Source organism: Sphingobacterium humi (assembly GCF_009768885.1).
Taxonomy (GTDB): domain Bacteria; phylum Bacteroidota; class Bacteroidia; order Sphingobacteriales; family Sphingobacteriaceae; genus Sphingobacterium; species Sphingobacterium humi.
Genome location: NZ_WSQA01000006.1, coordinates 145388 through 168937, shown reverse-complemented (window position 1 = coordinate 168937; position 23550 = coordinate 145388). Strand labels below are relative to the sequence as shown.

Genomic DNA, 23550 nt, shown 5'->3' with positions numbered 1-23550 from the left:
AAATATAATGTATTCGTATGACTTATTTTGCCATTAAGTCACGAATTTGTTGGCTGGCGTTTTTATTGTCTACTTTTTTGATTATATGTTGGATAATGCCCTTTTCATCAATGATAAAAGTGGTTCTGGCCGTACCCATATATTTCTTGCCATACATATTTTTTTCTACCCAAACGCCATAGTCATTGACGATCTTTTGGTCCTCATCGGCCAGTAGGTTGAAGGGCAATTCATGCTTGGCGATAAATTTCTGATGCGATTGCTCGCTGTCAATACTCACGCCGATAACTTCAAAGCCATCCTTGAGCAAGCTTTGGTAATTGTCTCTAAAATTACAGGCCTCTGTGGTACAGCCGGGGGTGTTATCTTTGGGATAGAAATAAAGAATGACCTTCTTTCCGAGGAAATCGGATAGTTTTACTTCTTTTCCTGCTTGGTTTTTTGCTTGTATTGCGGGAGCTTGATCTCCAATTGCTAATGTTGCCATAATGTCTATCGTGTAAATGATGCTTCGTAAATTTTTTCGTTGTCTTTCCAGTCTTTCACAATCAGTTTAAACCGATGCTGTCCTTTGGGTAAGGCAGGGTCGAACCGATGCCATAGATGTCGGTTTTTAGAATCGTATTCCATTAGCACCCACTTATCGTCAATATAGGCATTAAAAGATTGGATGCCTGAGAAATTATCGGCGATGCTGAAGTCTATTTTTGCTTGAGCACTTACATTTTTGCCGGCGGAGAAGTTTCGCGGGCTAATGGTTGGGGCAATAGTATCTACCGTGACGTAGAAGGATCCAAAGCTGCGGGTGTTGACACTTACCCACCCATTTTCAAACTTGCCTCCCTCTGATCCGTTCTCGACTGAAGCAATGATTGCCTTGCTCTCTAAATGCGGCGGCAGATTCGTCGGTTTGATCTGTAGAATATAGCTGGAAAATAAAGGTATCGACGAATTGTGGATATGATGAACATGGGAATAGCTGTTTGTCCTTGGGGCACTTTGGCTATACACAAAATCTAAGTTATCGTATAATACCTCGGTTGGGATTTCGATCTGCACATGATCGGCCGTAAACTTATTATCCTTGTTGTAGGCAAATAATTCGCCTTTTGTAGGGTTCGCTTTGGGCTGATAGTCTTTATTATTCCGCACTTTGAAGTTTAATTCGCTGCAATTGCCATGTACATCCTTCACCACATATTTAACATCGTGTACTTCCTGATCATGAAGCTCAATAATCCCTTGGTTTTCCAAATGTTTGAATAATTCAATAGGATTTCCCGGATCTTTAAAGCTTTTTTGAACTTTAACTTTCGTTTTCTTCCAATGTGGATAATCGATATAGGAATGGATGGCCCGGGAGGTATTGAAGTCTATTTCTTCGAAAACTGCCGTAGAGATGGCCTTGCCGTCTAAAAAGAGCTCGATGGAATAGACACCGTTTTGGAAACCTCCGGCACGATGCCTATCGATGCTGTTGATTCCTAAGCCAAACTTGCCATTAACAGATATAGGTGCTCCTGCGGCCAAAGCATAGCGCCCGGAGCCCAAGGCCTTAAGCTGTTGATAGCGGCGACCTGTAAACTCATTGAAAGGACCCTCGTTTAAATCGTAGACCATAATTCCATTGATGGTTGGCGCAAAATTATCCCTGAAATGCAAACCAAACAATTGTGGATTTAATGGCCGCTGGGTCTTGCTGTCGCGGATTTCAAAATGAAGATGCGGGCCTGCAGAACCGCCGGTATTGCCGGCATTGCCAATAAACTGCCCCTTGGTTAATTTCACCTGACCTTCCTTGACCTCGACATCAACATCAAAGCGTTGTTGTTTGTATTGTTCTGCTCGGATAACTTGGGTCAACGCATCGTTGAAGCTATCCATATGAAGATAAACGCTGGTATAGCCGTTTGGATGATTGATGTATACGGAGTTACCGCCGCCACCAATTTGCACCCGTACGCGGGAAACATAGCCCGCTGCGGCAGCATGTAAGGGCAAACCGATACGTTGTTGCGTGCGATAATCATCACCAGCATGGAAATGGGTAGACCGTAATTCGCCAAAGGTACCCGAGGCATCGGGCGCAATGTTTAATGGATTACGGAAATAGCCTTGTGGATAGTTTCGGGAAGTATAAACGTTGTTATTCTGCGCATAGGCTGCGCCACAACAGGTAAGTGCAAGTAAAATGCTGGATACTGTTTTTGTCATATTATTTTATTTGGCAAGTAAACATGGATTTTCCCTCCAAAAATCCTTCCAGTTTATCGCCGACTTGAACAGGACCAACGCCAGCAGGCGTGCCTGTATAGATTAAATCACCCTTGCGGAGGGTAATGTATGTTGAAATAAAGCTAATCAGGCTGTCGTAATCAAACATCATATCCTTGGTATGGCCTTCCTGTACGGTTTCCCCATTTTTCTGTAGGGAAAAGCTTAGGGATTGACTATCGGCAAATTCTTCCTTCGGAATGAGTGGACTGATGACGGCGGAATGGTCGAAAGCTTTGGCGAGCTCCCAAGGGAGACCCTTGGCTTTATGATCGGCTTGAATATCACGAGCAGTAAAGTCGATACCTAAGCCTATAGCATCATAGTATTTATGGGCGAATTTCTTGGAAACATGCTTGCCTTCATTGCAAATACGCAGGACTACTTCAACCTCATAATGGACATCCTTGGAAAATTCCGGAAAGTAAAAGTCTTTGTTATCCTTTAAAACCGCGGTGTCTGGTTTGAGGAAAATGACGGGTTTTTCAGGCACCGGATTGTTTAATTCTTTTGCATGGTCTTTATAATTTCTACCTACTGCGACTATTTTCATGTGATTAAAGGGATTAGTTGTGGGCCTTGATGGCCGCCATGAACAAACTTAGGAAAAGATGCAGGGAATAGCAAGTTAGCGGCTTGCAAAGGGGAAAGCGGCCTGCTATGTTAACTACTGCTAAATTAACACTATATTAATATTGTAATCCTTATTTTTGTGGTATGAACAATTTTAAAGCGGTATTATTTGATTTAGATGGTACCTTGATCGATTCGGAACATTTTTACTTTAGCAATTGGGCACCGATACTTTCGGAAGATTATGGGTTGACCATTAACTTTGAGGATTGGATTAGCCACTTTGCAGGGCATACCTTGGCCCATAATGTGGCCATGCTGAATCGGGATTTTAAATTGAAGGTGGATGAAGAGGATATGTGGTTTGCCACCCGATCGCGCTATGCAAAAGCCGATATGCGAACCATCCGTTTAATGCCACATGCACAAGAACTTTTGGAGGTAGTTAAATCGAAAGAGCTAACAATTGGGTTAGTAACCTCCAGTTATAAAACAACGGTAGATACCGTACTGGGCGAGCATAAGCTGTTGGATTATTTCTCTTTTTTCGTCACGCGCGAATCAGTGGAAAATCCTAAGCCGCATCCGGAACCCTATCTATTAGCACATAAAAATCTGGAATTGGCCAAAGCCGATATCCTTGTTGTGGAAGATACCAGCACCGGCTGTACGGCAGCCAAAGAAGCAGGCTTATTTTGCGCAGCAGTCTCTAAACAGGCCGTTGAGCGCGAGCGTCTCAACCATGCTGATGTATTAACAACGAATTTAAAAGAGTTGGAAAACATCCTGTTTTCAGCATCTTAAGTATTTTTCTTTTCCATTTTATTCGTAGATTTAATCTTAGAAGATAAATCTTATGAATAGACGTACAGCGATTAAGCAGCTGTTTGTTGTCGCCGGAGGTATGCTGATTGCTACTTCCTGCGATTCTGGCCCTCAGGCAACCAGCATTGCGCTTAATCATATCAAACTAAACAAGGCGGATGAAGATTTGCTTGCCGAATTAACCGAAGCCATCCTTCCTAAAACCGACTCACCTGGCGCAAAAGACCTAAATCTGCACCTTTTTGTGATGAAAATGGTCGACGATTGTGCTAACCCGGAAGATCAAGCGAACTTTCTACAGGGATTGCAACAAGCGGCAAAGAGCAACGCTAAGAACCAACAGGACTGGCAAAGCTACCTGGCTGCATTGCCGGCCGAAGATGCTTTTGTGAGTATCTTGAAACGCCGTACAATACAGGGATACCTGAATTCGGAGTACGTCATGAAAAACAAATTAATCTATGAATTGGTGCCATCGCGATATAATGGCGCTGTAAAAATAAATGCCTAAACTATGGCTAACCTATTGAATGATTCGGCAAAGCAACGAACCTACGACGCCATTGTAATTGGATCTGGCATTTCAGGGGGCTGGGCCGCCAAAGAGCTTTGCGAAAAAGGATTGAAGACCTTGGTGCTGGAACGAGGTCGTGATGTAAAACATATTAAAGATTACCCAACCACCAATAAATACCCTTGGGAGTTTGAGCATCGTAATGAGATTCCCTATGCGATTAAGCAGGAGAATCCGATTGTGAGTCGTTGCTATGCCTATAGGGAGGATGCTGCTCATTTCTTCGTGAAAGATGTGGAGCATCCCTATGTGCAGGAGAAGCCTTTCGATTGGATTCGTGGCTATCAGGTAGGGGGGAAGTCGCTACTCTGGGCCAGACAGACCCAACGCTGGTCGGACTTTGACTTTGAAGGCCCCGCGCGGGATCAATTTGCTGTAGATTGGCCTATCCGCTATCAGGATTTAAAGCCTTGGTATGATCATGTTGAACGCTTTGCAGGCATCTCGGGTGATCGGGATGGCTTGCCAGAGCTTCCCGATGGGGAGTTCCTGCCCGCTTATCCGCTGAATATCGTTGAAAAGTATTTTAAACAACAGATCGAGTCGAAGTATCCGGGGCGTAAGGTGATTTCCGCCCGGTGCGCGCATTTATCACAGCCTAAACAGATCCATATCGATCAAGGACGTGTACAGTGTCAGAATAGGGTGCTGTGCCAACGTGGCTGTCCTTTTGGGGGCTATTTCAGCTCCAATGCTTCCACCTTACCTTGGGCAGCAAAGACCGGTAATATGACCCTGAGACCCGATTCAGTGGTACACTCCATCCTCTATGATGATGCCAAAGGAAAAGCCGTGGGGGTAAAAGTAATCGATAAGAATAGCAAAGAGGAAATGGACTTCTTCGCTGATGTTATTTTCTTGAATGCTGGTGCCCTAAATAGTAATTTAATTTTATTGAATTCGAAATCTTCCCGGTTCCCGAATGGTCTAGGCAATGATAGTGGTACCTTAGGGAAGTACGTGGCCTTCCATAATTATAGTGCCCGTATTTCCGCCCAGTATGAAGGGCATCTGGATTATACCACCGAAGGCCGCAGACCTGGAGGAGTTTATATTCCGCGATTCCGCAATCTTCACAAACAAGAAATGGACTTCCTGCGCGGCTATGCCGCTGGCTTTGGTGCTTCGCGCTCAAAATCAGCAGACCAGTCGGGATTTGGAACGGATCTGAAAGAATCTTTGCTAAATCCGAAACTGGGGCTGTGGAGTATTGGCTCGCATATGATGGGGGAGACCATTCCTAAAGAATCGAATTATGTGGCTTTGGATGCTAACCTAAAGGATGAATGGGGAATGCCGCAGTTGAAAATATCAGTAGATTATGATGATAACGACGCTAAAATGAAACAAGACTACCTCGATACGATGGAAGAGATGTTTACAACAGCTGGCTTTATCAATATCAAAAGAAACGATGCCGGCCAGGCTCCAGGTTTGGATATCCACGAAATGGGCGGCGTCCGAATGGGCCATGACCCGAAGACCTCCATGCTCAACAAATGGAACCAACTGCATAGTTGTCCTAATGTATTTGTCACAGACGGCGCTTGCATGACTTCCACCTCCACGCAAAATCCATCGCTTACGTATATGGCTTTCGCTGCCCGTGCTGTTGACTATGCGGTGAAGCATCTATGAGAAATGAGATGTGAGATATGAGATGTGAGATGTGAGATGTGAGAGCGAGATGTGAAACAGAAGGCTTTAGACTTTAAAATTTGCGACAGGAGATAGGAGAGCGTTGTGTGAACATGATATGAGAGCAGAGAATCGAAATCTGACTTATGCACTTGGAAGCGACTGTTATATAGAAGCCTCAAATCTATTAAGAATACCATCAACCATATAATAAGAAAAAGAGACACTATTACAAGTAGTGTCTCTTTTTCTTTTAATAGGGTTGAACTAGGTTAGCCGCTTTGCTCTTCTATCTCAAATCTCTTTTCTCATATCTAACAAGAGGTTGAACTAGGTTAGCCGCTTTGCTCTCCTATCTCAAATCTCTTGTCTCATATCTAATTATATTTCCACCGTCGCATCCAACATGAAATCTTCATTTTTCAAATGCACGATTTCCATGGCTTTTTCGTAGTTGGTCGATTTCTTAGAGAAGAAGTCGTGTTGTGTTGTTTCGGTATTTAATCCGTTTAATACAATCGGGTTTACTTGCTTCACTTCGAAGATAGGCTCGAATCCTAAGTTCATTAAAGCTTTGTTACCGTTGTAGCGAACGTATTCTTTTACCTCAGCGGTAAGACCTACAACCGTGTATAATTCTTCTGTATACTTAATCTCGTTTTCGTATAGATCATTCAATAAAGCAAGGAAGCGTTCTTTCACTTCTTCCTTGTTTGGAAGGCGAGCAAATACTTCTTGACCGATTAATCCAACGAATACACCGTGGATCGATTCATCGGCCACAATCTTCTTGATGATATCTGCTGATGCTACCATTTGTCCTTGGCCACATAACCATAATGGCAAGAAGAATCCGGAGTAGAATAAGAAAGATTCTAACAATACTGAAGCTGCTAATGCCATGAACAACTCTTCATCGCTAACTTTTTCCTTATCAATAGCACGGTAGTGCTTATCGATAGTACCAGCTTTATATTGTAAGAATTTATTTTGCGATACCCATCCGAATACATCGTTAATCTCGTTTGTTGTAGAAACAGTCGTAAAGATGGTAGAATAGGATTTCGCGTGGATGGCTTCCATCATACACATATACGATAATACAGCTTTGTTCTGTAAGGAGTCGATATGATCGATGATTTTAGGCATACCGGTATGCGATTGCAACGTGTCAAGAAGGGTCAATCCACCTAATGCTTTTTTGTAGCATTCCTTCATATCCCAGCTTAGGCCCTTCCAGCTATCGATATCTTTTGATGGGATGTACTCCGTATCAATCCAGAATTGTTTTATATTTTGCTCCCAGAACATTAGGGCGTAGTCGTTCTCTGGGGTATTCCAGTTTACAGCGGTAAATTGTTTGCTCATGTTTAATCGAATATCTTGGGTGAAAGAAGCTGAACTGATCTTGGACATGCCGCAATCAATTCAGCTCTTAGTATGTTTAAATACGGTTTGTTTGACGCCTTATGCCGAACAAGAGATACACTCTTCGATCGTCGATTTACGCGTTCTTGTGTAGTACAAGGATTTCAAACCCAGCTTGTGCGCATAGATATAGTACTTCGCTAAATCACGTGTTGAATCTTTTGAGTTGGTATGCAAGATGGTTGATACACCTTGGTCAATATGGCGTTGGATTACCGAAATTAATTTCAATACTTTCATCTGATCCATATCGTATGCCGACTTGAAGTAGAAGTAGTTGTCGTTTGTTAAATAAGGCATTGGGTAGTAGGTTGTACTATCGCCATACTCACGCACTTCAATAATGTCTACAATTGGCATCACCGAAGCCGTAGCATTCATGATGTAAGAAGTAGATTGGTTCGGCGCAATAGCTAAGCGGTAAGCGTGGTAAATACCATGCTCCTTCACTTGTGCTTTCAAGTTTTCCCAATCTTCAATGGTAGGTATGTGCACTCCTGCGAACAACTCTTTTACCTTTTCTGTTTTAGGCATATAGTCGCGGCTGGTGTATTTATCGAAGTAAGTGCCATCTGCATAGCCTGATTTCTCAAACCCAACGAAAGTTCTGTTACGTTCTTTAGCAATCTCCATTGATGCTTCTAATGAATAGTAGTTCATCATCATGAAGAAAGTGTTTGCGAAATCTAAAGCCTCAGTAGATTCATACATGATAAAGCTCTTCGCTAGGTATCCATGAAGGTTCATAGCGCCTAATCCTACCGAGTGTAATTCACGGTTTGCTTTGGCAATGGAAGGAACCATTTCGATATCCGTTACATCCGTTACTACAGTTAATGCACGCATAGCGGTTTTCACTGTTTCTTTGATGCGTTTATTGTCCATAACCGTTGCAACGTTCAAGGAACCAAGGTTACAAGAAATTCCGTAACGGATGGTATCTTCTTTACCGTAGATATTGATATCCGATACTTCGGAGATTTGCATAATCTCGGTACAAAGGTTGGAGAATTTTACGCGACCTAAGCCGTTCAATGCATGCTCGCGGTTGGTATTCTCCTTGAAGAAGATGTATGGGTATCCCGACTCTTTCTGTGTTTGAGCAATTTTCACCAATAGGTGACGGGCGTTGATTTTTTTCTTTTTAACGTTCGGATTGGTGATCAATTCATCGTACATCTCATCCATATCCAACTCATCTAGATATTGACCATACTCTTGCATTACCGTATGCGGATAAATTAAGTAGCAAGGCTCATCCTTCTCAGCTAATTCCATGAACTTATCCGGAACGATGATACCGATGGATAAGGATTTAATACGCACTTTCTCATCCACGTTGATCTTTTTACAGTCTAAGAACTCCTCGATATCTGAGTGGAAGATGTTTAAATATACGGCACCAGCACCTGGACGTTGTCCTAATTGGTTGGCATAGGAGAAGGTATCTTCCATGATTTTCATGATTGGAAGTACTCCACCTGCGCGACCTTCAACACCTTTGATCGCTTCGCCACGCGCACGGATTTTAGAGATATTGAAGGATACCCCACCACCGATGGAGGAAAGCTTCATCGCAGAGTCTACAGCGTAGCCAATACCGTTTAAGTTATCACCAATTTCATCTAAGAAACATGATACCAGTTCACCGGAACGTTTTTTACCGGCGTTCAAGAATGTCGGGGTAGCTGGCTGATACTCTTGATTGATCATGATTTCCGCATACTCGATAGCTTTCTGTACACCTTCTTCTCTTGCTAAGAATAAGGATACAGCAACAACGCGGTCTTCATAACGCTCTAAGAATTTCTCGCCAGAGTCATCGCGTAGGGCGTAGCTCTGGAAGAACTTAAATGCAGCCATAAAGGATTGGAAACGGAATTTCTTGGCGAATACATAATTGTACACTTCTTCCATTTGTTCGAAAGTAAACCATTGATAGAAATCAATGTAGTAGTTGTTTTCGATTAAATAGTCGACTTTTTCCTTTAGGGTGTAAAAGAATACGGTATTCTTATTTACATATTCCAGGAAATAGGCGCGTACAGCCTCTTTGTCTTTGTGAAGGCTGAACTCGTCATCATGTTTGATCATGATTTCGTTGTTAAGCAATATCCAGTTTTTCGCTACCTCGTTTGCTATCATAGTGCTGATTTTTGATGATGTCAATAAATTGGTTAATATCTTCCATAGTGCCAGAAAGTTCAAACTTCATGGCTAATGGGATGGCGTAATGGTCAGAAACCTTATCTGCGGCTACGGCGAAGTTCCTTCCCCAGTTGCGGTTTCCGCTGGAGGAGATGGAATAAAGCAATTCGCCGAATTGTTTGGCGAAGGCTTCCGTTTTATCTGGCACTTTCCCAAAGTTCGTGGTATAAGTCACCAGATGCCCTGCTTGGGTAATCTGCATACCCTCTTGAATACGGATGGCTGTCCATCCGGTAATTTGGATCACTTTGTTGATAAAGCGTTCCACGTTACCTGTTCGTGAGTCGTAATATAGATAGATCATTGGCTGGCGTTTTAAAGGGTTAACTTATAAAGCAATCTGATCTAATTCTGCCGGGTTGAAGCCAATGATTCTGTTTTTGATTTCGTCGTTTTCTAATACGATGACCGTAGGCACCGTTCGTACTTTAAACTTAACTGCTAATTCCGGCTCGTCGAATGGATTAATGGTTTCGTAGGCTATACCTTTGTTGTCGAGATATGCCGATACCTGTGCGCATGGTGCACAGTCATTTTTTTCGAATTTAATGATTCTTGCCATGTTATATTAAGATTTAAAGAAGCCAAACTGGAAAGTAGAGCTCTTTGATAAATAAAAAAACGTTTGATTTGAGAAGGCTGTATTCTCAAGTAGAACAAATATCCCATTTATTTCTTCAGGCAGTTAGTCATACTTTTCCACATTGTGAACAACAATCAGCTTAAAACACGCTTGGCAACACTCGCTTATTAATAAGCTATTGATTTTCAGCAGGTAGAAGATGTTGATAACTTGTCGAAGCCTTGCTGTAGCTAAGAAACTACATGTTTTTTTTCGGTTTTTTTATTGTCAAATTATCCTTCAGTAATTGTTAAATCAGCCTTAAAATGTATATATTCTACGGGCATAAAAATAACCGTATAAAGGAGGCTTTCCTGCCATGTAAAAGGATTGTCGCAATAAACAAAATATTCAGGGTAATTCTTAATTTTAGCCCATCCTATTTTTTGAAATATTACATTAACACGATTGATTATGAAAAATTATTTATGGTTGGTTTTTCTATTGCTAAGCCATATTGGCTTTGCACAGGAAAACTTAAGCTACCAAAAACCTTCGGCCGAGATTCTCGCACTTGCCGATTATGAACGGCCACCTTCCGTAAGCATCAGCCCCGATAAAAATTGGGTGGTCTTCTTGTATCGTCCCACGTATAAGAGTTTAAAAGATCTGGGACAATCGGAAACCCGCTTAGCCGGATTACGTATTAATGCGAAAACCGGTATGGCCAGCGATGAGGTATTCTTTAACAAGATGACCCTGCAATCTATTGATGGCAAGCAGGTTTTTAATAAACTGCCGCTTCCTAACAATCCACAGATTTCCAATCTTGCCTTCTCCCCAGATTCCAAGAAGTTAGCTTTTACTTTAACGGATGATCAAGGTGCGGCGCTGTATGTCATGGAGTTGGCAACACGGAAAGTTACACGTTTAACGCAGTATAAGTTAAATGCGATTTTGAACTCCCCATTTAGCTGGAACCGAAATTCAGACCGCCTTTTGGTGAGCTTCCGTATTGAACCAAGCGTAAAGAAGGATACCCCTGGTGGCGCATTACCAAGCGGACCTATTATCTCATCTAGCGATGGCCAAGTGTCGCAATTGCGCACCTACCAAGACTTATTGAAAACCCCAGAAGATGAAGCCGAGTTCATGGAATTGGGAACCTCAGAATTAAAATGGGTCGATCTAAGCGGAAATGTGAGCCCTTACAAGGAAGCCGATATGTATGTAGGCGCCAATTTTTCTCCGGATGGCAATTATGTGATGATTATGACCTTGAAAAAACCATTCTCTTATGTGGTACCGGTAAGCAGTTTTCCGATGGAAACCAATGTGTATGACTTGCAGGGCAAGTTGGTAAAAAAGGTAAATGAAACGCCTTTATTTGAAGTGATGCCGAAAGGCTTCTCTTCCGTTCGTGCGGGTAAGCGTGGCTTTAATTGGCGCCCAGATCAGGCTGCAACGCTTTCTTATGTAGAAGCTATCGACGGGGGGGATGCCAGCAAACCGGCAGAATTCCGTGATGAGCTTTTCAACTGGGTAGCTCCTTTTGATCAAGCGCCGAAATCCCTGATTAAATTAGCCGATCGCTTTGGCGGTGTCATCTATGGCGATGAAAACCATGCCTTGGTAAGCTCTCGCTGGTATGATACAAGAAATGTGAAAACCTTCTTAATCAACCCGAGCACGGGTCAGCAACAATTAATTGAAGACCGCAATAGCCAGGATGTTTACAACGATCCGGGAAGACCTTACATGGATAAGAACGCTTTCGGAACCTACAGCATGTACATCAAGAATAATAAGATCTACTACTTGGGTGCAGGATATACCAAAGAAGGGGAGTTTCCATTTATTGATGAAATGGACCTGAAAACCTTAAAGAAAAAACGCTTGTATACCGCGAAGGCATCTGATATGCAGGAGCGTATTTCTAGTATTGTGGATATGGCCAAAGGTGATATTATCGTTTCTTTACAATCGGCCAAGCAATTCCCGAACTATTACAGCAAAAACATTAAATCAGGCAAACAGAAAGCCATTACCAGCATTGAAAATCCATTCAAATCCTTGGATAATGTGCATAAAGAAGTGTTGAACTATAAGCGTAAAGATGGGGTCGCCTTATCCGGAACCTTATACTTACCGGCTAATTACGATAAGAATAGCCAAGAGAAGCTTCCTTTATTAATCTGGGCCTATCCGCAAGAGTTTAAGGATAAAAATACCGCTGGTCAAAGTACTGCTAATCCAAAAGAATTCACCTTCCCGAATTACGGATCCTTCGTTTATTGGGTAACTAAAGGCTATGCGGTGTTAGATGATGCAGCTTTCCCTATTGTTGGTGAAGGTAAGCAAGAACCTAACGATACCTTTATTCCACAGTTGGTGGCCAATGCAGAGGCAGCTATCGATGCCGTAGATCAGCTGGGTTATATCGATCGCAAGCGCGTTGCAGTTGGTGGGCACTCTTACGGTGCTTTTATGACGGCACACTTGCTGAGCAATTCCAACCTTTTTGCAGCCGGTATTGCACGCTCAGGAGCCTATAATCGGACTTTAACACCATTCGGTTTCCAAAGCGAACAGCGTAACTTCTGGGATGATCCGAAGCTCTACAGCACGATGTCACCGTTTATGAGTGCTGACCGCATGAAGACCCCGATGTTATTGGTGCACGGTGCTGCCGATAATAATCCCGGAACCTTCACTTTACAGACCGAGCGTTATTTCCAAGCCTTGAAAAACCTGGGAGCAAAAGTTCGTATGGTCATTCTTCCGCGCGAGTCGCATGGTTATGCCGCACAAGAGAACATCTTCCACCTCTTATGGGAGCAAGATCGCTTTTTAGAAAAATACCTTAAGAATGGGGGACAGGATAAGCAATAGTTCCAATACCCATTGAACAATAAAAACATCCCCCAGGATTTAGTCAAATCCTCGGGGATGTTTTTTTCTAGCTTAGTGTGCTATTATTTAGCAGCTTTTGCCTCCATACTCAAGCCATAATTTCCCCAAGCCATATGAATTTTTCCTGAAGCATCGGCAGAAATCTTTAATCGTTCCTGCGAACTGCTGAGGTTTTCATTCGGCACCTCCACTTTTAACACATCGTCTGCTTCGTTAAATTTTGTGCCCCATTGTTGCCAGCTTTTATTGAAAATCAAGGTGCTGTTTTGCTCACCCGGAATGACATTTAGGCCATATTTTCCCGCGGCTAGGGCTTGTCCATTAATCGTCACATCTTTATCAAAAGAAATGGTGGTCGTTTCATTGGCACCCGCACGCCAGCGTTCGCCTGGTTTCACAATATCCGTTCCTATGGTTCTTCCTTTTAGGGAAGGGCTACCATAGCGAATCTTGATATTCACGCCATCACTGGTCATGACCATGGAGCTATCTGCTGGACTGGCCACTTGTTTAGGCTTATTCATTTTCATTCCGCTGTTGCCGGTAGGTGGCACTTTGGGCATGGGTGGGGTCTGCGCATGTCCCATCAGGAACAATAACAGAAATGCGATTAGGAATGTTGCGTTTTTCATATTCCCTCCTTTGTTAGGTGTACTTCTATAGTACAATCTCACTTAGGAATTGTTTGTGTATTTTATTCTTAAAGTTTTCAGTGTCAATGCTTTTAAGGGGGCTGCTGCATGGTCGAATAAAAACAAAGCCCAAGCAGAAATCCTGCTTGGGCTTTGTGTATAGGGCTGTTTTTCCCTTTTATTACACCAGGTATTCGAATAAGGTTTGATCCTTATTCACCTCGATAAAGTCAAATTTATAGGCCTTCAATCTTTCAATTAAAGAAATATAGTCTTTCGGATCGTTCAGCTCAATACCAATCAGGGCTGGGCCGCGTTCGCGTTCCGTTTTCTTGATATATTCAAAGCGGGTAATATCATCTTTCGGACCCAATACCTCAGTTACCAACAGGCGTAAAGCACCTGGACGCTGCGGGAAGCGCACGATAAAGTAATGCTTAAACCCTTCGTAAAGTAAAGACATTTCCTTAATCTCGCTCATCCGATCGATATCGTTATTTCCGCCAGAAATAATGCAGACAACCTTTTTGCCTTTAATTTCTTCCTTATGGAAGGCTAGGGCCGCAATAGAAAGCGCCCCGGCAGGTTCTGCAACAATGGCATCCTTGTTATACAGCTGTAAAATCGTCGTGCAGATCTTGCCTTCTGGAATAGATTTTACACTGGTCAACAATTGACTGCTGATATCGTAGTTTAATTTACCGATTTTTTTAACGGCAGCACCATCCACAAACTTATTGATCTGATCCAATTCGAAGGGCTCGCCATGATCCAGTGCGGCCCGCATCGAAGGCGCACCTTCAGGTTCCACACCATAGCATTTTACCTGTGGTGCTACTTTATGCAAGTGATAACTCACCCCGGAGGATAAGCCTCCACCGCCAATAGGAATAAAGACTGCATCAACATCCGGTAAGTCTTCCAAAATTTCCACCGCTACGGTACCTTGGCCTTCAATAATCTTTAAATCATCAAATGGAGGAATGAAGGTCATGTTATGCTCGGCGGCATAGGCCAACGCACCTTTTTGACAATCGTCAAAGGTATCGCCGGTTAAGACGATCTCGATATTTCCATTTCCCCACATTTCGGTTTGGGTAATTTTCTGACGTGGGGTAGGCCCCGGCATAAAGATCACCCCTTTAATATCGAGCCGCTTGCAGGAAAGCGCAACACCCTGCGCATGGTTTCCTGCACTGGCACAAACCACCCCGCGAGATCGTTCTTCGGCAGTCAAGCTGCTGATTTTATTGAAAGCACCTCGTAATTTATAGGAGCGAACCACTTGCAGGTCTTCCCGTTTTAAGTATACCTCAGCGCCATAGGTTTCCGAAAGGTGATGGTTGTATTGCAAGGGAGTTCTTGTAACAACCTCTTTAATCCTATCTTTCGCTTGAACACTATCTATGGTTAAGGTTGATAAATCCAAACTCATTCGTTCTGATATTTTAGTATGTGTGGATAAAAAGGCTGGATGGCCAGCCTTTTTCATATTATTTCACTAAGGATAATAAATCCTCGTCGTTGATGTCTTTTTTAGCATCCGCCAAGGTTAAGAAACGTTGGTAGCAGTCAGATAGACTATCTTTATCTAGATTGTAACCTAGGCGCTCTAAATGGTGTTTTAAAGCATGGCGACCTGAGCGAGCCGTTAAGATGATGTCGGCTTCTTCCAAGCCTACATCTTCCGGACGGATAATCTCGTAGTTCTCTCTATGTTTCAAGAAGCCATCCTGGTGAATACCCGAGCTATGGGCAAAGGCATTGCGGCCCACAATTGCTTTATTGGGTTGCACCGGCATGTTCATCATCTCACTCACTTTGCGCGAGATGTAAGTAAACATACGGCTGTCGATGTTCGAGCTTACCCCACCGAAGGCTTGGTTATGCACTTTTAAAATCATAGCCACCTCTTCAAGGGACGTATTGCCGGCACGCTCGCCAATACCATTGATGGTACATTCTACCTGGCGGGCACCATTCTGCACGGCTGCGATGGAGTTTGCAGTCGCCAAACCTAAGTCGTTATGGCAATGCGCAGAAATAATCGCTTGATCGATGTTTTGCACATGCTCTTTCAAGTACTTTATTTTTGAACCGTATTGATCGGGTAAACAATAACCGTTGGTATCTGGAATGTTTACGACGGTTGCTCCGGCGCTAATTACAGCCTCAATCATCTGGGCTAGGAAAGCCAGATCAGCACGGCCAGCATCTTCCGCGTAGAATTCCACATCCTCCACATAAGATTTAGCATGTTTTACTGCGGCCACAGCACGCTCCAAGATTTCCTCGCGGGTACTGTTGAATTTGTATTTGATGTGCATATCCGAAGAACCGATACCGGTATGGATACGTGGTCTTTTTGCATATTGCAAGGCTTCCGCAGCGACATCAATATCGTTTTTATTTGCACGGGTCAATGCACAGATGATCACATCGTTTACAGCTTTAGAAAGCTCAACCACGGATTGGAAATCGCCAGGACTGGAAACAGGGAAGCCTGCTTCAATAATATCAACGCCTAAGCGCTCCAAATCTTTGGCAATTTCGACTTTCTCCGGCGTAGTCAATTGACAGCCCGGTACTTGTTCACCATCTCGTAAAGTAGTATCGAAAATGTATAAGTGATTAGGATCGTGTAACATATCGTTTGTATTTATGTTTATGCCTTGGTTAATTCTACTTGATAAATGCTAATACTTTAGCGCCCATTTCATTGGTTCCTAAAATCTTGTCGGCAGGAGTTTCTGCATTGGCGATGTCGCCTGTTCTCCAGCCTGCTTTTAGGGTGTCAGCAACGGCGTTGGTCACCGCTTTGGCCTCCTCTTGAAGACCGAAAGCAATATCCAGCATTAAAGCTGCCGATAGGATAGAGGCTAATGGATTCGCCTTGTTCTGGCCAGCGATATCATGTGCTGATCCGTGGATAGGCTCAAAGAAACCTGTACCATCGCCCATCGATGCCGAGGCCAACATGCCCATCGATCCGGCAATTTGAGAAGCCTCATCGGTTAAGATATCCCCGAAGAGGTTCGCCGTTAATACCACATCAAATTTCTTCGGATTCTTCACCAACTGCATGGCTGCATTGTCAATGAACATATGCTCCGTTTCTACATCCGGGTATTGTAAAGCCAGTTCTTGCACCACCTCACGCCATAGTCTGGACGTTTCCAATACATTAGCTTTATCTACCGAGCATAGTTTTTTGCTACGGGTTCTGGCGGCTTCAAAGGCTTTGCGGGCAATGCGCTCCACTTCATAACGGTGGTAGTTCATCAAATCGGAAGCGAAGGTATTATCCGCGTTGCGGTTCTTCTCGCCGAAATACACATCACCGGTCAGCTCACGGAAGAAAAGGATGTCTGTTCCACGTAAAACCTCTGGTTTTAGGCTAGAGGCATCCAAGAGTTCATCAAATAATAATATCGGGCGCAAGTTGGCATATAGGCCAAGCTCTTTGCGTATTTTTAACAGACCTTGCTCCGGGCGAACTTTCGCGGAAGGGTCATTATCATATTTAGCATGTCCAATGGCACCAAATAAAATCGCATCTGAAGCTTTTGCTTTCGCTAAGGTTTCATCTGGCAAAGGATTTCCGGTAGCTTCAATGGCAGTGTGGCCCATAATGGCCTCGTCAAAGGCAAACTCATGACCGTATTTAGCGGCAATAGCCTCCAAAACCTGCTTCCCCCAGGTCGTTACTTCCTGTCCAATTCCATCTCCCGGAATGATAAGAATGTTCTTTCTCATATACTATAAAACGTTTTCTACTTTATGTTCAATGGCTAGTACCTCGCCACGCTCTAATACAATTTTATGCTCCAGACAGCTCGGAAGCTGACTTTCGTAATGCCCCACATAAATCAGGGTTTTGCCATACTGGCACAGCTCATCTACCACATCGTTGAAGTAGCTGGCTTGCACGGTATCCAATCCCTGGCAGGGTTCATCCAACACCAACAGAGGCGGATTCTTAATAATGCTCCGGGCCAACATGGCCAGGCGCTGTTTGCCTAATGGCAAGGTATGTAGCAATTGATCCTTATGTTCGGTTAAATCGAAAAAGGCCATCAATTCCTCCATTTGTTTCTTTTCCTGAAACTTTACATCGATAAACCAACCGATGCTATCGTAAAAGCCAGATGCCAAGGTATGCCATACGGTGGCTTGCTGATCAAAATACCAATGCATCTCCGGCGAAATCATGCCGATTTTTTCCTTGATATCCCAAATGCTCTCCCCCGAACCACGGGCCTGTCCGAATAAATGAATATCCAAGCCGTAGGATTGCGGATGGTCGCCATTGATTAAGCTTAATAAGGTCGATTTTCCAGAGCCATTGGGCCCTTGTAACAACCATTTTTCACCCACTTTAACCGACCAGGAAACATCCTTCAATACTTCCTTCTCGCCATAGCGGATGTAAATATGCTTCAATTCCGCAACGTGGCTATAGGATGTTTCTGGCTTTTCTTTTAAGAAAGCCGGTAATTCTTTCTTCACCCGTTTTGCATCCTGACGAATGGCTTCCATGGAACTCACTTCTTCAATCTGGCCATCATGCAATTGGATATAGCGGTTGATGCATTTCGGAAGTTGCTGATCATTACTGATCAACATCATACTGATTCCTTCCGCGGCCAATTCATCCAGCCATTGGTTTAACACCTGGCGTGAATTTTTATCTAACCCGGTATAGGGTTCATCAATCAATAGCAACTGTGGTTTTTGCCACAAGCCTTTAATCAACTGCAATTTTTTATGCTCCCCGCTGGACAGCTCAATCAATTGCGATTCTTGCACATTCTCGAAACCGAAATCCTGAATACGCTGCTCGATGTCGGCAAAATCCAATCCTTCCTTCTGGGCAAAATGCAATAGCTCCGCTTTTACCGTCCAGGTATCATGACCCTGATGCCGGTTGTAGCGTTGCTGGTAATAAAAATTACGATCGCCTTCTAAGTTGGTGAATTGGTACCAATTGGAAATGTAAATCGCTTTCCGAACAAAGGAGCTGGACGGGTCGAAAGTAATATCAATCTGTCCAGTACCTTGTAGGATACCAGCAATTGCCTTGGCCAAGCTTGTTTTGCCCGAGCCCGAACGGCCGGCAATAACAACCTGATCACCCGCGGCCATCTCCCAGTTCAGCTGCTCTAAAACAACCTGATCCGGATAGCTAACATGAAGATCTTTAACTTGGACTCGAACTGGCATTATCTGTTTTCCTCGAAATTTTCGATCGCTTCGCGTTGACTTAAAATATAATCAATGTCATCATATCCATTGATTAAGCATGACTTCTTATACGGATTGATTTCAAAGATGAATTCATCACCGGTTTCCTCGATACGAATGGTCTGTGCTTCCAGATCAATCGCCAATGCTGTTGCCGGATTGGCAAATACCTGCGCAAAAATCTTTTCTAAGAACTCCTCAGGAACCGTAATCGGTAATACGCCATTGTTTAAGGCATTTCCTTTGAAGATATCCGCAAAGAACGAACTCACCACCACATCAAAGCCATAGTCTTGAATCGCCCATGCCGCATGCTCTCTGGAAGAGCCACAGCCGAAGTTTTTACCGGCCACCAAAATCTTACCTTGGTAAGTCGGGTTGTTCATCACAAAGTCAGCCTTGGGCTGCTCATTGCTATCGAACCGCCAGTCACGGAATAAATTATTACCAAAACCTTCCCGGGTTGTTGCTTTTAGAAAGCGTGCCGGAATAATTTGGTCAGTATCTATATTTTCTATCGGTAGTGGAACTACGCGAGAGGCTAATTTTTCAAATTTTTTCATCCTTATCTTATTACACCAATTCTCTTACATCAACAATTCTTCCGGTCACGGCTGCCGCGGCCGCGGTAAGCGGACTTACCAGCATGGTGCGCGCATTAGGCCCTTGACGGCCTTCAAAGTTGCGGTTCGAGGTGGATACACAATATTTTCCTGCTGGAATTTTATCCTCGTTCATCCCCAAACATGCCGAACAACCAGGCTCACGCAACATAAAACCAGCGGCTTCAAATACCTTGTCGATACCTTCTAGCTTTGCTTGGGCTTCAACTTGCTTCGATCCCGGTACAATCCAAACCTCTACATTATCTGCTTTTTTCTTCCCTTGCACAAAGGCTGCAACCTGACGTAGGTCTTCAATGCGCGAGTTGGTGCAGCTACCAATAAACACATAGTCTACAGGTTTGCCCAATACAGCTTCGCCATCGTGGAAACCCATATAGTCAAGCGCTTTTTGGAAAGAAGGCTGCTCATTCTCCGGTTGCGATGAAGTGGTAGGAATTTCTTGGGTAATTCCGATGCCCATACCTGGATTAGTACCGTAGGTAATCATCGGTTGAATATCTGCGGCATCGAAGGTTAATACCGAGTCGAATTGCGCATCTTCATCGGAATAAAGGGTTTGCCAATAGGCCAAGGCTTTATCCCATTCTTCTCCTGCTGGAGCAAACTCACGGCCCTTCACATAATCGAAGGTAGTCTGATCCGGAGCAATTAATCCACCACGAGCACCCATCTCGATACTCATGTTACAAATGGTCATACGGCCTTCCATACTCAAGGAGCGAATGGCCGACCCTGCATATTCCACAAAATAGCCCGTACCACCGGCTGCTGATATTTTGGAAATAATGTACAGGATAATATCTTTTGCACCGACACCTTTACCCAACTCTCCGTTCACCTCAATCTTCATGGTCTTCGGCTTTTGTTGTAGTAAACATTGGGTCGCAAAAACCTGCTCTACCTGCGAAGTACCTATACCGAAGGCAATGGCGCCAAAAGCACCGTGCGTAGAGGTATGGCTATCGCCACATACCATGGTTTTTCCAGGTTGGGTAATGCCTAACTCTGGCCCAATTACATGGACAATACCCTGGTAAGGGTGGCCTAAGCCGTAAAGTTCAACACCAAATTCTTTGCAGTTTTTTGTTAGCATATCCACTTGGTAGCGCGATAGCTCTTCTTTAATAGGAAGGTGCTGATCCAAGGTTGGCACGTTGTGGTCAGCGGTGGCTATCGTTTGTTGTGGACGGAATACCGGTAGTCCTCTTTTGCGTAATCCATCGAAGGCCTGTGGTGAGGTCACTTCATGGATAAGGTGGGTATCGATATATAAGATATCCGGGAACCCCTCTTGACTCTTGACGACATGCGCATCCCAAATTTTTTCTACTAATGTTTTTCCCATTGTTCCTAAAAATACTGTTTGGTTTTATAATTATGAATGGGGTAAAATTAAAATATGGTAATTTTACCCCATTATTGGCTATCTAATTTACGAAAAATTAAATAGTTTTAATAGCTTTCATCGCAGTCATCGCTTTTCGTAATTCTTTACCCACGATTTCTACTTGGTGATTGCGTAAGATATCATTTACCTGAACTAAAGTAATGTTATCTACAGCGCCACTTTTTCCTTCATTGAAGTTTTTACCTACAACGTCGGTATCCACTTTGGCCATAAAATCTTTCAATAATGGCTTACATGCTTGGTCGAATAAGTAACAACCATATTCTGCCGTATCAGAAATAACACGGTTCATCTCGAATAATTTCTTACGCGCAATGGTGTTCGCGATAAGTGGTGTTTCGTGTAAGGATTCGTAATATGCCGACTCCGGTTTAATACCAGCTTCAACCATCGTTTCGAAAGCTAACTCTACACCGGCACGCACAAAAGCTGACATCAATAAGTAGTTGTCAAAATATTCCTGATCGTCAATTTTAACATCACCTGCTGGCGTTTTCTCAAAAGCCGTTTCGCCCGTCTCTGCGCGCCATTTCAAAAGGTTCGCATCGCCGTTTGCCCAGTCTTCCATCATCGTTTTGCTGAATTCACCCGACATAATATCGTCTTGGTGTTTTTGGAATAAGGGACGCATGATATCTTTTAATTCCTCCGACAATTGGAAGGCTTTTACTTTTGCAGGGTTGCTTAAACGATCGAACATACCGCTTACACCACCGTGTTTTAAGGCTTCTGTAATTACCTCAACACCGTATTGCACTAATTTCGCCGCATAGCCTGGCTCAATTCCTTTTTCAATCATCTTGTCGAAAGATAGGATAGAACCGGTTTGCAATAAACCACAAAGGATGGTTTGCTCGCCCATTAAATCCGATTTTACTTCCGCTACGAAAGAAGACTTAAGCACACCTGCACGGTGACCACCGGTGCCTACACAGTATGCTTTTGCTTCGGCCCAGCCTTTTCCTTGTGGGTCGTTTTCTGGGTGAACCGCAATTAAGGTCGGTACACCAAAGCCTCTAAGGTATTCAGCACGAACCTCTGAACCCGGACATTTTGGAGCAACCATAATCACCGTAATATCTTTACGGATCTGCATGCCTTCTTCCACAATGTTAAAACCGTGAGAGTAGGATAGGGTAGCACCTTCTTTCATCAAAGGCATTACGGCGTTTATTACAGAAGTGTGTTGCTTGTCTGGCGTTAGGTTGATTACTAAATCCGCCGTAGGAATAAGCTCTTCGTAGGTTCCAACTTTGAAGTTGTTATCTGTAGCATTTTTCCAAGAATCTCTTTTTTGTTCAATAGCTTCTTTACGTAAGGCGTAAGATACATCCAAACCGCTGTCTCTTAAGTTCAAGCCTTGGTTTAAGCCTTGAGCACCGCATCCTACGATTACGATTTTTTTACCTTTTAAAGCATTTACGCCATCGGCGAAGGCCGATGAATCCATAAATTCCGCTACACCTAATTGGTTTAATTGCTCTCTAAGAGGTAATGTGTTGAAATAATTTGCCATTGTAATACTGTTTAAAATATTTTTCTTTTCAGATTTGGTTATAGATTATTGTTGATTATGCGTTTTTGGGCTACTGCATATCCGAAATGCAGGTTGTCATGGCCGATAGAAGTCGTCAATACATCTTCGATGCTATTCATCGTAGCACCGTAAGTTGCCGTGTCATAAGCCGTAATGATGTCAAACACCCCAGCTTTATAGTCGTTTTCTATCGCGTCAATACTGGAAAGGGCAATGGCTTTCAATTCATCAACTTCGGCCTGCTCTACAAAATAGGTGGGCTTCGTACCTTTGGCATAGGCATCCACATATTTCACCCAGCTAACCCCTTCCTTAATGCCGGTACGGGTATAGCACAGGGTTTGGCTACTTACCACAATATGGCCGAAGTTCCAGATAATATTATTATTGAACCCTTCGGGAATGCTGTTAAGTTGCGCTAAGCTCAGGCTATCCACAAGTTGGATAAAAGCTTGACGGCTTTCTTTGATAAATTTGAAAACTGATTCCATTTCTTCCTTTCCTTATTTTTGTTATTACATCGTAAATACATCGTCACGCTGATCCAAGAACTCGTTCTCTACGATTTCCTGACCAGGTTCTTCACGTTCAAACTGTTTTATCTTGGCGTGGAAGCCTGCGCTATCTTTGATAATCGCAATACGGGCACCGCGAACAAACTCAATCAGGTTATATTTTCCTAACTCTTCCGTTAAGCGGTCGATTTCCTCCCGGTGGCCTGCCGTTTCAAAGACGATATAATCGTTACGGATAACCACTACATTGGCACCATATTGACGCAATAGGCGCTCGACATAGGCTTTCTCGGCAATCACATCCGCCGGAACTTTGTAAAGGGCTTGTTCTTGCCAAATCAACTCCTCATTGGTGTTGAAGTAGGCTTTTAATACCTCCACTTGTTTCTCGATCTGACGGCATAATTTACGCACCACCTCTTCCGATTCTGAGATCAGGATGGTGAAGCGGTGAATGCCTTCCACCTCCGAAGGGGAGGTGTTGAGGCTTTCAATATTTATTTTACGACGGGAAAAGATACCGGTGATGCGGCCGATCATCCCGATCGAATTCTCCGTATATACGGTTATGGTAAATTCCTGTTTTTCCATTT

General features: G+C 43.5%; 21 protein-coding genes. 4 read left to right on the top strand and 17 right to left on the bottom strand.

The window, feature by feature from the left end:
* Nucleotides 1-22 precede the first annotated feature (22 nt).
* Genes bcp through GQF63_RS09910 form a run of 3 tightly spaced genes read right to left on the bottom strand, consistent with a single transcriptional unit; the run spans nt 23 to nt 2827 of the window.
* Nucleotides 23-487 carry a thioredoxin-dependent thiol peroxidase gene (gene bcp, locus GQF63_RS09920; RefSeq protein ID WP_160369073.1) on the bottom strand — a complete coding sequence of 155 codons (465 nt, stop codon included), beginning with the start codon at nt 485-487 and terminating at the stop codon, nt 23-25.
* Nucleotides 488-492: 5 nt separating this feature from the next.
* A complete protein-coding gene (locus tag GQF63_RS09915; RefSeq protein ID WP_160369072.1) occupies nt 493-2214 on the bottom strand; it encodes a M23 family metallopeptidase in 1722 nt (573 codons plus the stop codon).
* Between the two features lies 1 nt (nt 2215).
* On the bottom strand, nt 2216-2827 hold the full coding sequence (locus tag GQF63_RS09910) for a fumarylacetoacetate hydrolase family protein (RefSeq protein ID WP_160369071.1): 612 nt from the start codon (nt 2825-2827) through the stop codon (nt 2216-2218).
* A 164-nt stretch (nt 2828-2991) separates the two neighbouring features.
* Between GQF63_RS09910 and GQF63_RS09905 the strand changes: the two genes are divergently transcribed.
* Genes GQF63_RS09905 through GQF63_RS09895 form a run of 3 tightly spaced genes read left to right on the top strand, consistent with a single transcriptional unit; the run spans nt 2992 to nt 5884 of the window.
* On the top strand, nt 2992-3651 hold the full coding sequence (locus GQF63_RS09905; RefSeq protein ID WP_160369070.1) for an HAD family hydrolase: 660 nt from the start codon (nt 2992-2994) through the stop codon (nt 3649-3651).
* A gap of 52 nt (nt 3652-3703) precedes the next feature.
* On the top strand, nt 3704-4183 hold the full coding sequence (locus GQF63_RS09900; protein ID WP_160369069.1) for a gluconate 2-dehydrogenase subunit 3 family protein: 480 nt from the start codon (nt 3704-3706) through the stop codon (nt 4181-4183).
* 3 nt (nt 4184-4186) lie between these two features.
* On the top strand, nt 4187-5884 hold the full coding sequence (locus GQF63_RS09895; RefSeq protein WP_160369068.1) for a GMC oxidoreductase: 1698 nt from the start codon (nt 4187-4189) through the stop codon (nt 5882-5884).
* Between the two features lie 381 nt (nt 5885-6265).
* Here GQF63_RS09895 and nrdF read toward each other — a convergent pair whose 3' ends face one another.
* From nrdF to GQF63_RS09875, 4 genes are all read right to left on the bottom strand, one after another.
* Nucleotides 6266-7252 (bottom strand): class 1b ribonucleoside-diphosphate reductase subunit beta, encoded by a 987-nt coding sequence (gene nrdF / locus GQF63_RS09890; protein WP_160369067.1) that lies wholly within the window; start codon nt 7250-7252, stop codon nt 6266-6268.
* 99 nt (nt 7253-7351) lie between these two features.
* Nucleotides 7352-9457, bottom strand: a complete 2106-nt coding sequence (nrdE, locus tag GQF63_RS09885; protein WP_160369066.1) for a class 1b ribonucleoside-diphosphate reductase subunit alpha — start codon at nt 9455-9457, stop codon at nt 7352-7354.
* Nucleotides 9417-9824 (bottom strand): class Ib ribonucleoside-diphosphate reductase assembly flavoprotein NrdI, encoded by a 408-nt coding sequence (nrdI, locus tag GQF63_RS09880; RefSeq protein WP_212592528.1) that lies wholly within the window; start codon nt 9822-9824, stop codon nt 9417-9419. Before nrdI ends, nrdE begins: the two co-directional genes overlap by 41 nt.
* Nucleotides 9825-9848: 24 nt before the next feature.
* Complete coding sequence (locus GQF63_RS09875) at nt 9849-10082, bottom strand: glutaredoxin family protein (RefSeq protein WP_149524904.1); 234 nt, start codon at nt 10080-10082, stop codon at nt 9849-9851.
* Between the two features lie 474 nt (nt 10083-10556).
* Here GQF63_RS09875 and GQF63_RS09870 point away from each other — a divergent pair, with 474 nt between their 5' ends.
* Nucleotides 10557-12974 (top strand): alpha/beta hydrolase family protein, encoded by a 2418-nt coding sequence (locus GQF63_RS09870; protein WP_160369065.1) that lies wholly within the window; start codon nt 10557-10559, stop codon nt 12972-12974.
* An 83-nt stretch (nt 12975-13057) separates the two neighbouring features.
* Here GQF63_RS09870 and GQF63_RS09865 read toward each other — a convergent pair whose 3' ends face one another.
* The 10 genes from GQF63_RS09865 to ilvN all read right to left on the bottom strand — a co-directional run bounded on the left by GQF63_RS09865 (nt 13058) and on the right by ilvN (nt 23548).
* Complete coding sequence (locus GQF63_RS09865) at nt 13058-13627, bottom strand: DUF2911 domain-containing protein (protein ID WP_160369064.1); 570 nt, start codon at nt 13625-13627, stop codon at nt 13058-13060.
* 181 nt (nt 13628-13808) lie between these two features.
* Nucleotides 13809-15062 carry a threonine ammonia-lyase IlvA gene (gene ilvA, locus GQF63_RS09860; RefSeq protein ID WP_160369193.1) on the bottom strand — a complete coding sequence of 418 codons (1254 nt, stop codon included), beginning with the start codon at nt 15060-15062 and terminating at the stop codon, nt 13809-13811.
* Between the two features lie 58 nt (nt 15063-15120).
* Nucleotides 15121-16275 (bottom strand): 2-isopropylmalate synthase, encoded by a 1155-nt coding sequence (locus GQF63_RS09855; RefSeq protein ID WP_160369063.1) that lies wholly within the window; start codon nt 16273-16275, stop codon nt 15121-15123.
* Between the two features lie 34 nt (nt 16276-16309).
* The gene (leuB, locus tag GQF63_RS09850) at nt 16310-17383 is read right to left on the bottom strand and encodes a 3-isopropylmalate dehydrogenase (protein ID WP_160369062.1); all 1074 of its coding nucleotides are present in this window, start codon (nt 17381-17383) and stop codon (nt 16310-16312) included.
* Between the two features lie 3 nt (nt 17384-17386).
* On the bottom strand, nt 17387-18850 hold the full coding sequence (locus tag GQF63_RS09845) for an ATP-binding cassette domain-containing protein (RefSeq protein WP_160369061.1): 1464 nt from the start codon (nt 18848-18850) through the stop codon (nt 17387-17389).
* Nucleotides 18850-19434, bottom strand: coding sequence for a 3-isopropylmalate dehydratase small subunit (leuD, locus tag GQF63_RS09840; protein WP_160369060.1), 585 nt, complete (start codon nt 19432-19434; stop codon nt 18850-18852). Before leuD ends, GQF63_RS09845 begins: the two co-directional genes overlap by 1 nt.
* A gap of 10 nt (nt 19435-19444) precedes the next feature.
* Entirely contained in the window at nt 19445-20842 is a 1398-nt protein-coding gene (leuC, locus tag GQF63_RS09835) for a 3-isopropylmalate dehydratase large subunit (protein ID WP_160369059.1), read from the bottom strand.
* Nucleotides 20843-20939: 97 nt separating this feature from the next.
* Nucleotides 20940-22421 carry a ketol-acid reductoisomerase gene (gene ilvC / locus GQF63_RS09830; RefSeq protein WP_160369058.1) on the bottom strand — a complete coding sequence of 494 codons (1482 nt, stop codon included), beginning with the start codon at nt 22419-22421 and terminating at the stop codon, nt 20940-20942.
* 38 nt (nt 22422-22459) lie between these two features.
* Complete coding sequence (locus GQF63_RS09825) at nt 22460-22933, bottom strand: DinB family protein (RefSeq protein ID WP_160369057.1); 474 nt, start codon at nt 22931-22933, stop codon at nt 22460-22462.
* Between the two features lie 24 nt (nt 22934-22957).
* Nucleotides 22958-23548 carry an acetolactate synthase small subunit gene (gene ilvN, locus GQF63_RS09820; protein ID WP_160369056.1) on the bottom strand — a complete coding sequence of 197 codons (591 nt, stop codon included), beginning with the start codon at nt 23546-23548 and terminating at the stop codon, nt 22958-22960.
* Between the last annotated feature and the right edge of the window lie 2 nt (nt 23549-23550).

Bases quoted from the DNA above. Each gene is read 5' to 3' on its own strand.
- bcp (WP_160369073.1), bottom strand. From the start codon at position 487: ATGGCAACATTAGCAATTGGAGATCAAGCTCCCGCAATACAAGCAAAA.
- GQF63_RS09915 (WP_160369072.1), bottom strand. From the start codon at position 2,214: ATGACAAAAACAGTATCCAGCATTTTACTTGCACTTACCTGTTGTGGC.
- GQF63_RS09910 (WP_160369071.1), bottom strand. From the start codon at position 2,827: ATGAAAATAGTCGCAGTAGGTAGAAATTATAAAGACCATGCAAAAGAA.
- GQF63_RS09905 (WP_160369070.1), top strand. From the start codon at position 2,992: ATGAACAATTTTAAAGCGGTATTATTTGATTTAGATGGTACCTTGATC.
- GQF63_RS09900 (WP_160369069.1), top strand. From the start codon at position 3,704: ATGAATAGACGTACAGCGATTAAGCAGCTGTTTGTTGTCGCCGGAGGT.
- GQF63_RS09895 (WP_160369068.1), top strand. From the start codon at position 4,187: ATGGCTAACCTATTGAATGATTCGGCAAAGCAACGAACCTACGACGCC.
- nrdF (WP_160369067.1), bottom strand. From the start codon at position 7,252: ATGAGCAAACAATTTACCGCTGTAAACTGGAATACCCCAGAGAACGAC.
- nrdE (WP_160369066.1), bottom strand. From the start codon at position 9,457: ATGATAGCAAACGAGGTAGCGAAAAACTGGATATTGCTTAACAACGAA.
- nrdI (WP_212592528.1), bottom strand. From the start codon at position 9,824: ATGATCTATCTATATTACGACTCACGAACAGGTAACGTGGAACGCTTT.
- GQF63_RS09875 (WP_149524904.1), bottom strand. From the start codon at position 10,082: ATGGCAAGAATCATTAAATTCGAAAAAAATGACTGTGCACCATGCGCA.
- GQF63_RS09870 (WP_160369065.1), top strand. From the start codon at position 10,557: ATGAAAAATTATTTATGGTTGGTTTTTCTATTGCTAAGCCATATTGGC.
- GQF63_RS09865 (WP_160369064.1), bottom strand. From the start codon at position 13,627: ATGAAAAACGCAACATTCCTAATCGCATTTCTGTTATTGTTCCTGATG.
- ilvA (WP_160369193.1), bottom strand. From the start codon at position 15,062: ATGAGTTTGGATTTATCAACCTTAACCATAGATAGTGTTCAAGCGAAA.
- GQF63_RS09855 (WP_160369063.1), bottom strand. From the start codon at position 16,275: ATGTTACACGATCCTAATCACTTATACATTTTCGATACTACTTTACGA.
- leuB (WP_160369062.1), bottom strand. From the start codon at position 17,383: ATGAGAAAGAACATTCTTATCATTCCGGGAGATGGAATTGGACAGGAA.
- GQF63_RS09845 (WP_160369061.1), bottom strand. From the start codon at position 18,850: ATGCCAGTTCGAGTCCAAGTTAAAGATCTTCATGTTAGCTATCCGGAT.
- leuD (WP_160369060.1), bottom strand. From the start codon at position 19,434: ATGAAAAAATTTGAAAAATTAGCCTCTCGCGTAGTTCCACTACCGATA.
- leuC (WP_160369059.1), bottom strand. From the start codon at position 20,842: ATGGGAAAAACATTAGTAGAAAAAATTTGGGATGCGCATGTCGTCAAG.
- ilvC (WP_160369058.1), bottom strand. From the start codon at position 22,421: ATGGCAAATTATTTCAACACATTACCTCTTAGAGAGCAATTAAACCAA.
- GQF63_RS09825 (WP_160369057.1), bottom strand. From the start codon at position 22,933: ATGGAATCAGTTTTCAAATTTATCAAAGAAAGCCGTCAAGCTTTTATC.
- ilvN (WP_160369056.1), bottom strand. From the start codon at position 23,548: ATGGAAAAACAGGAATTTACCATAACCGTATATACGGAGAATTCGATC.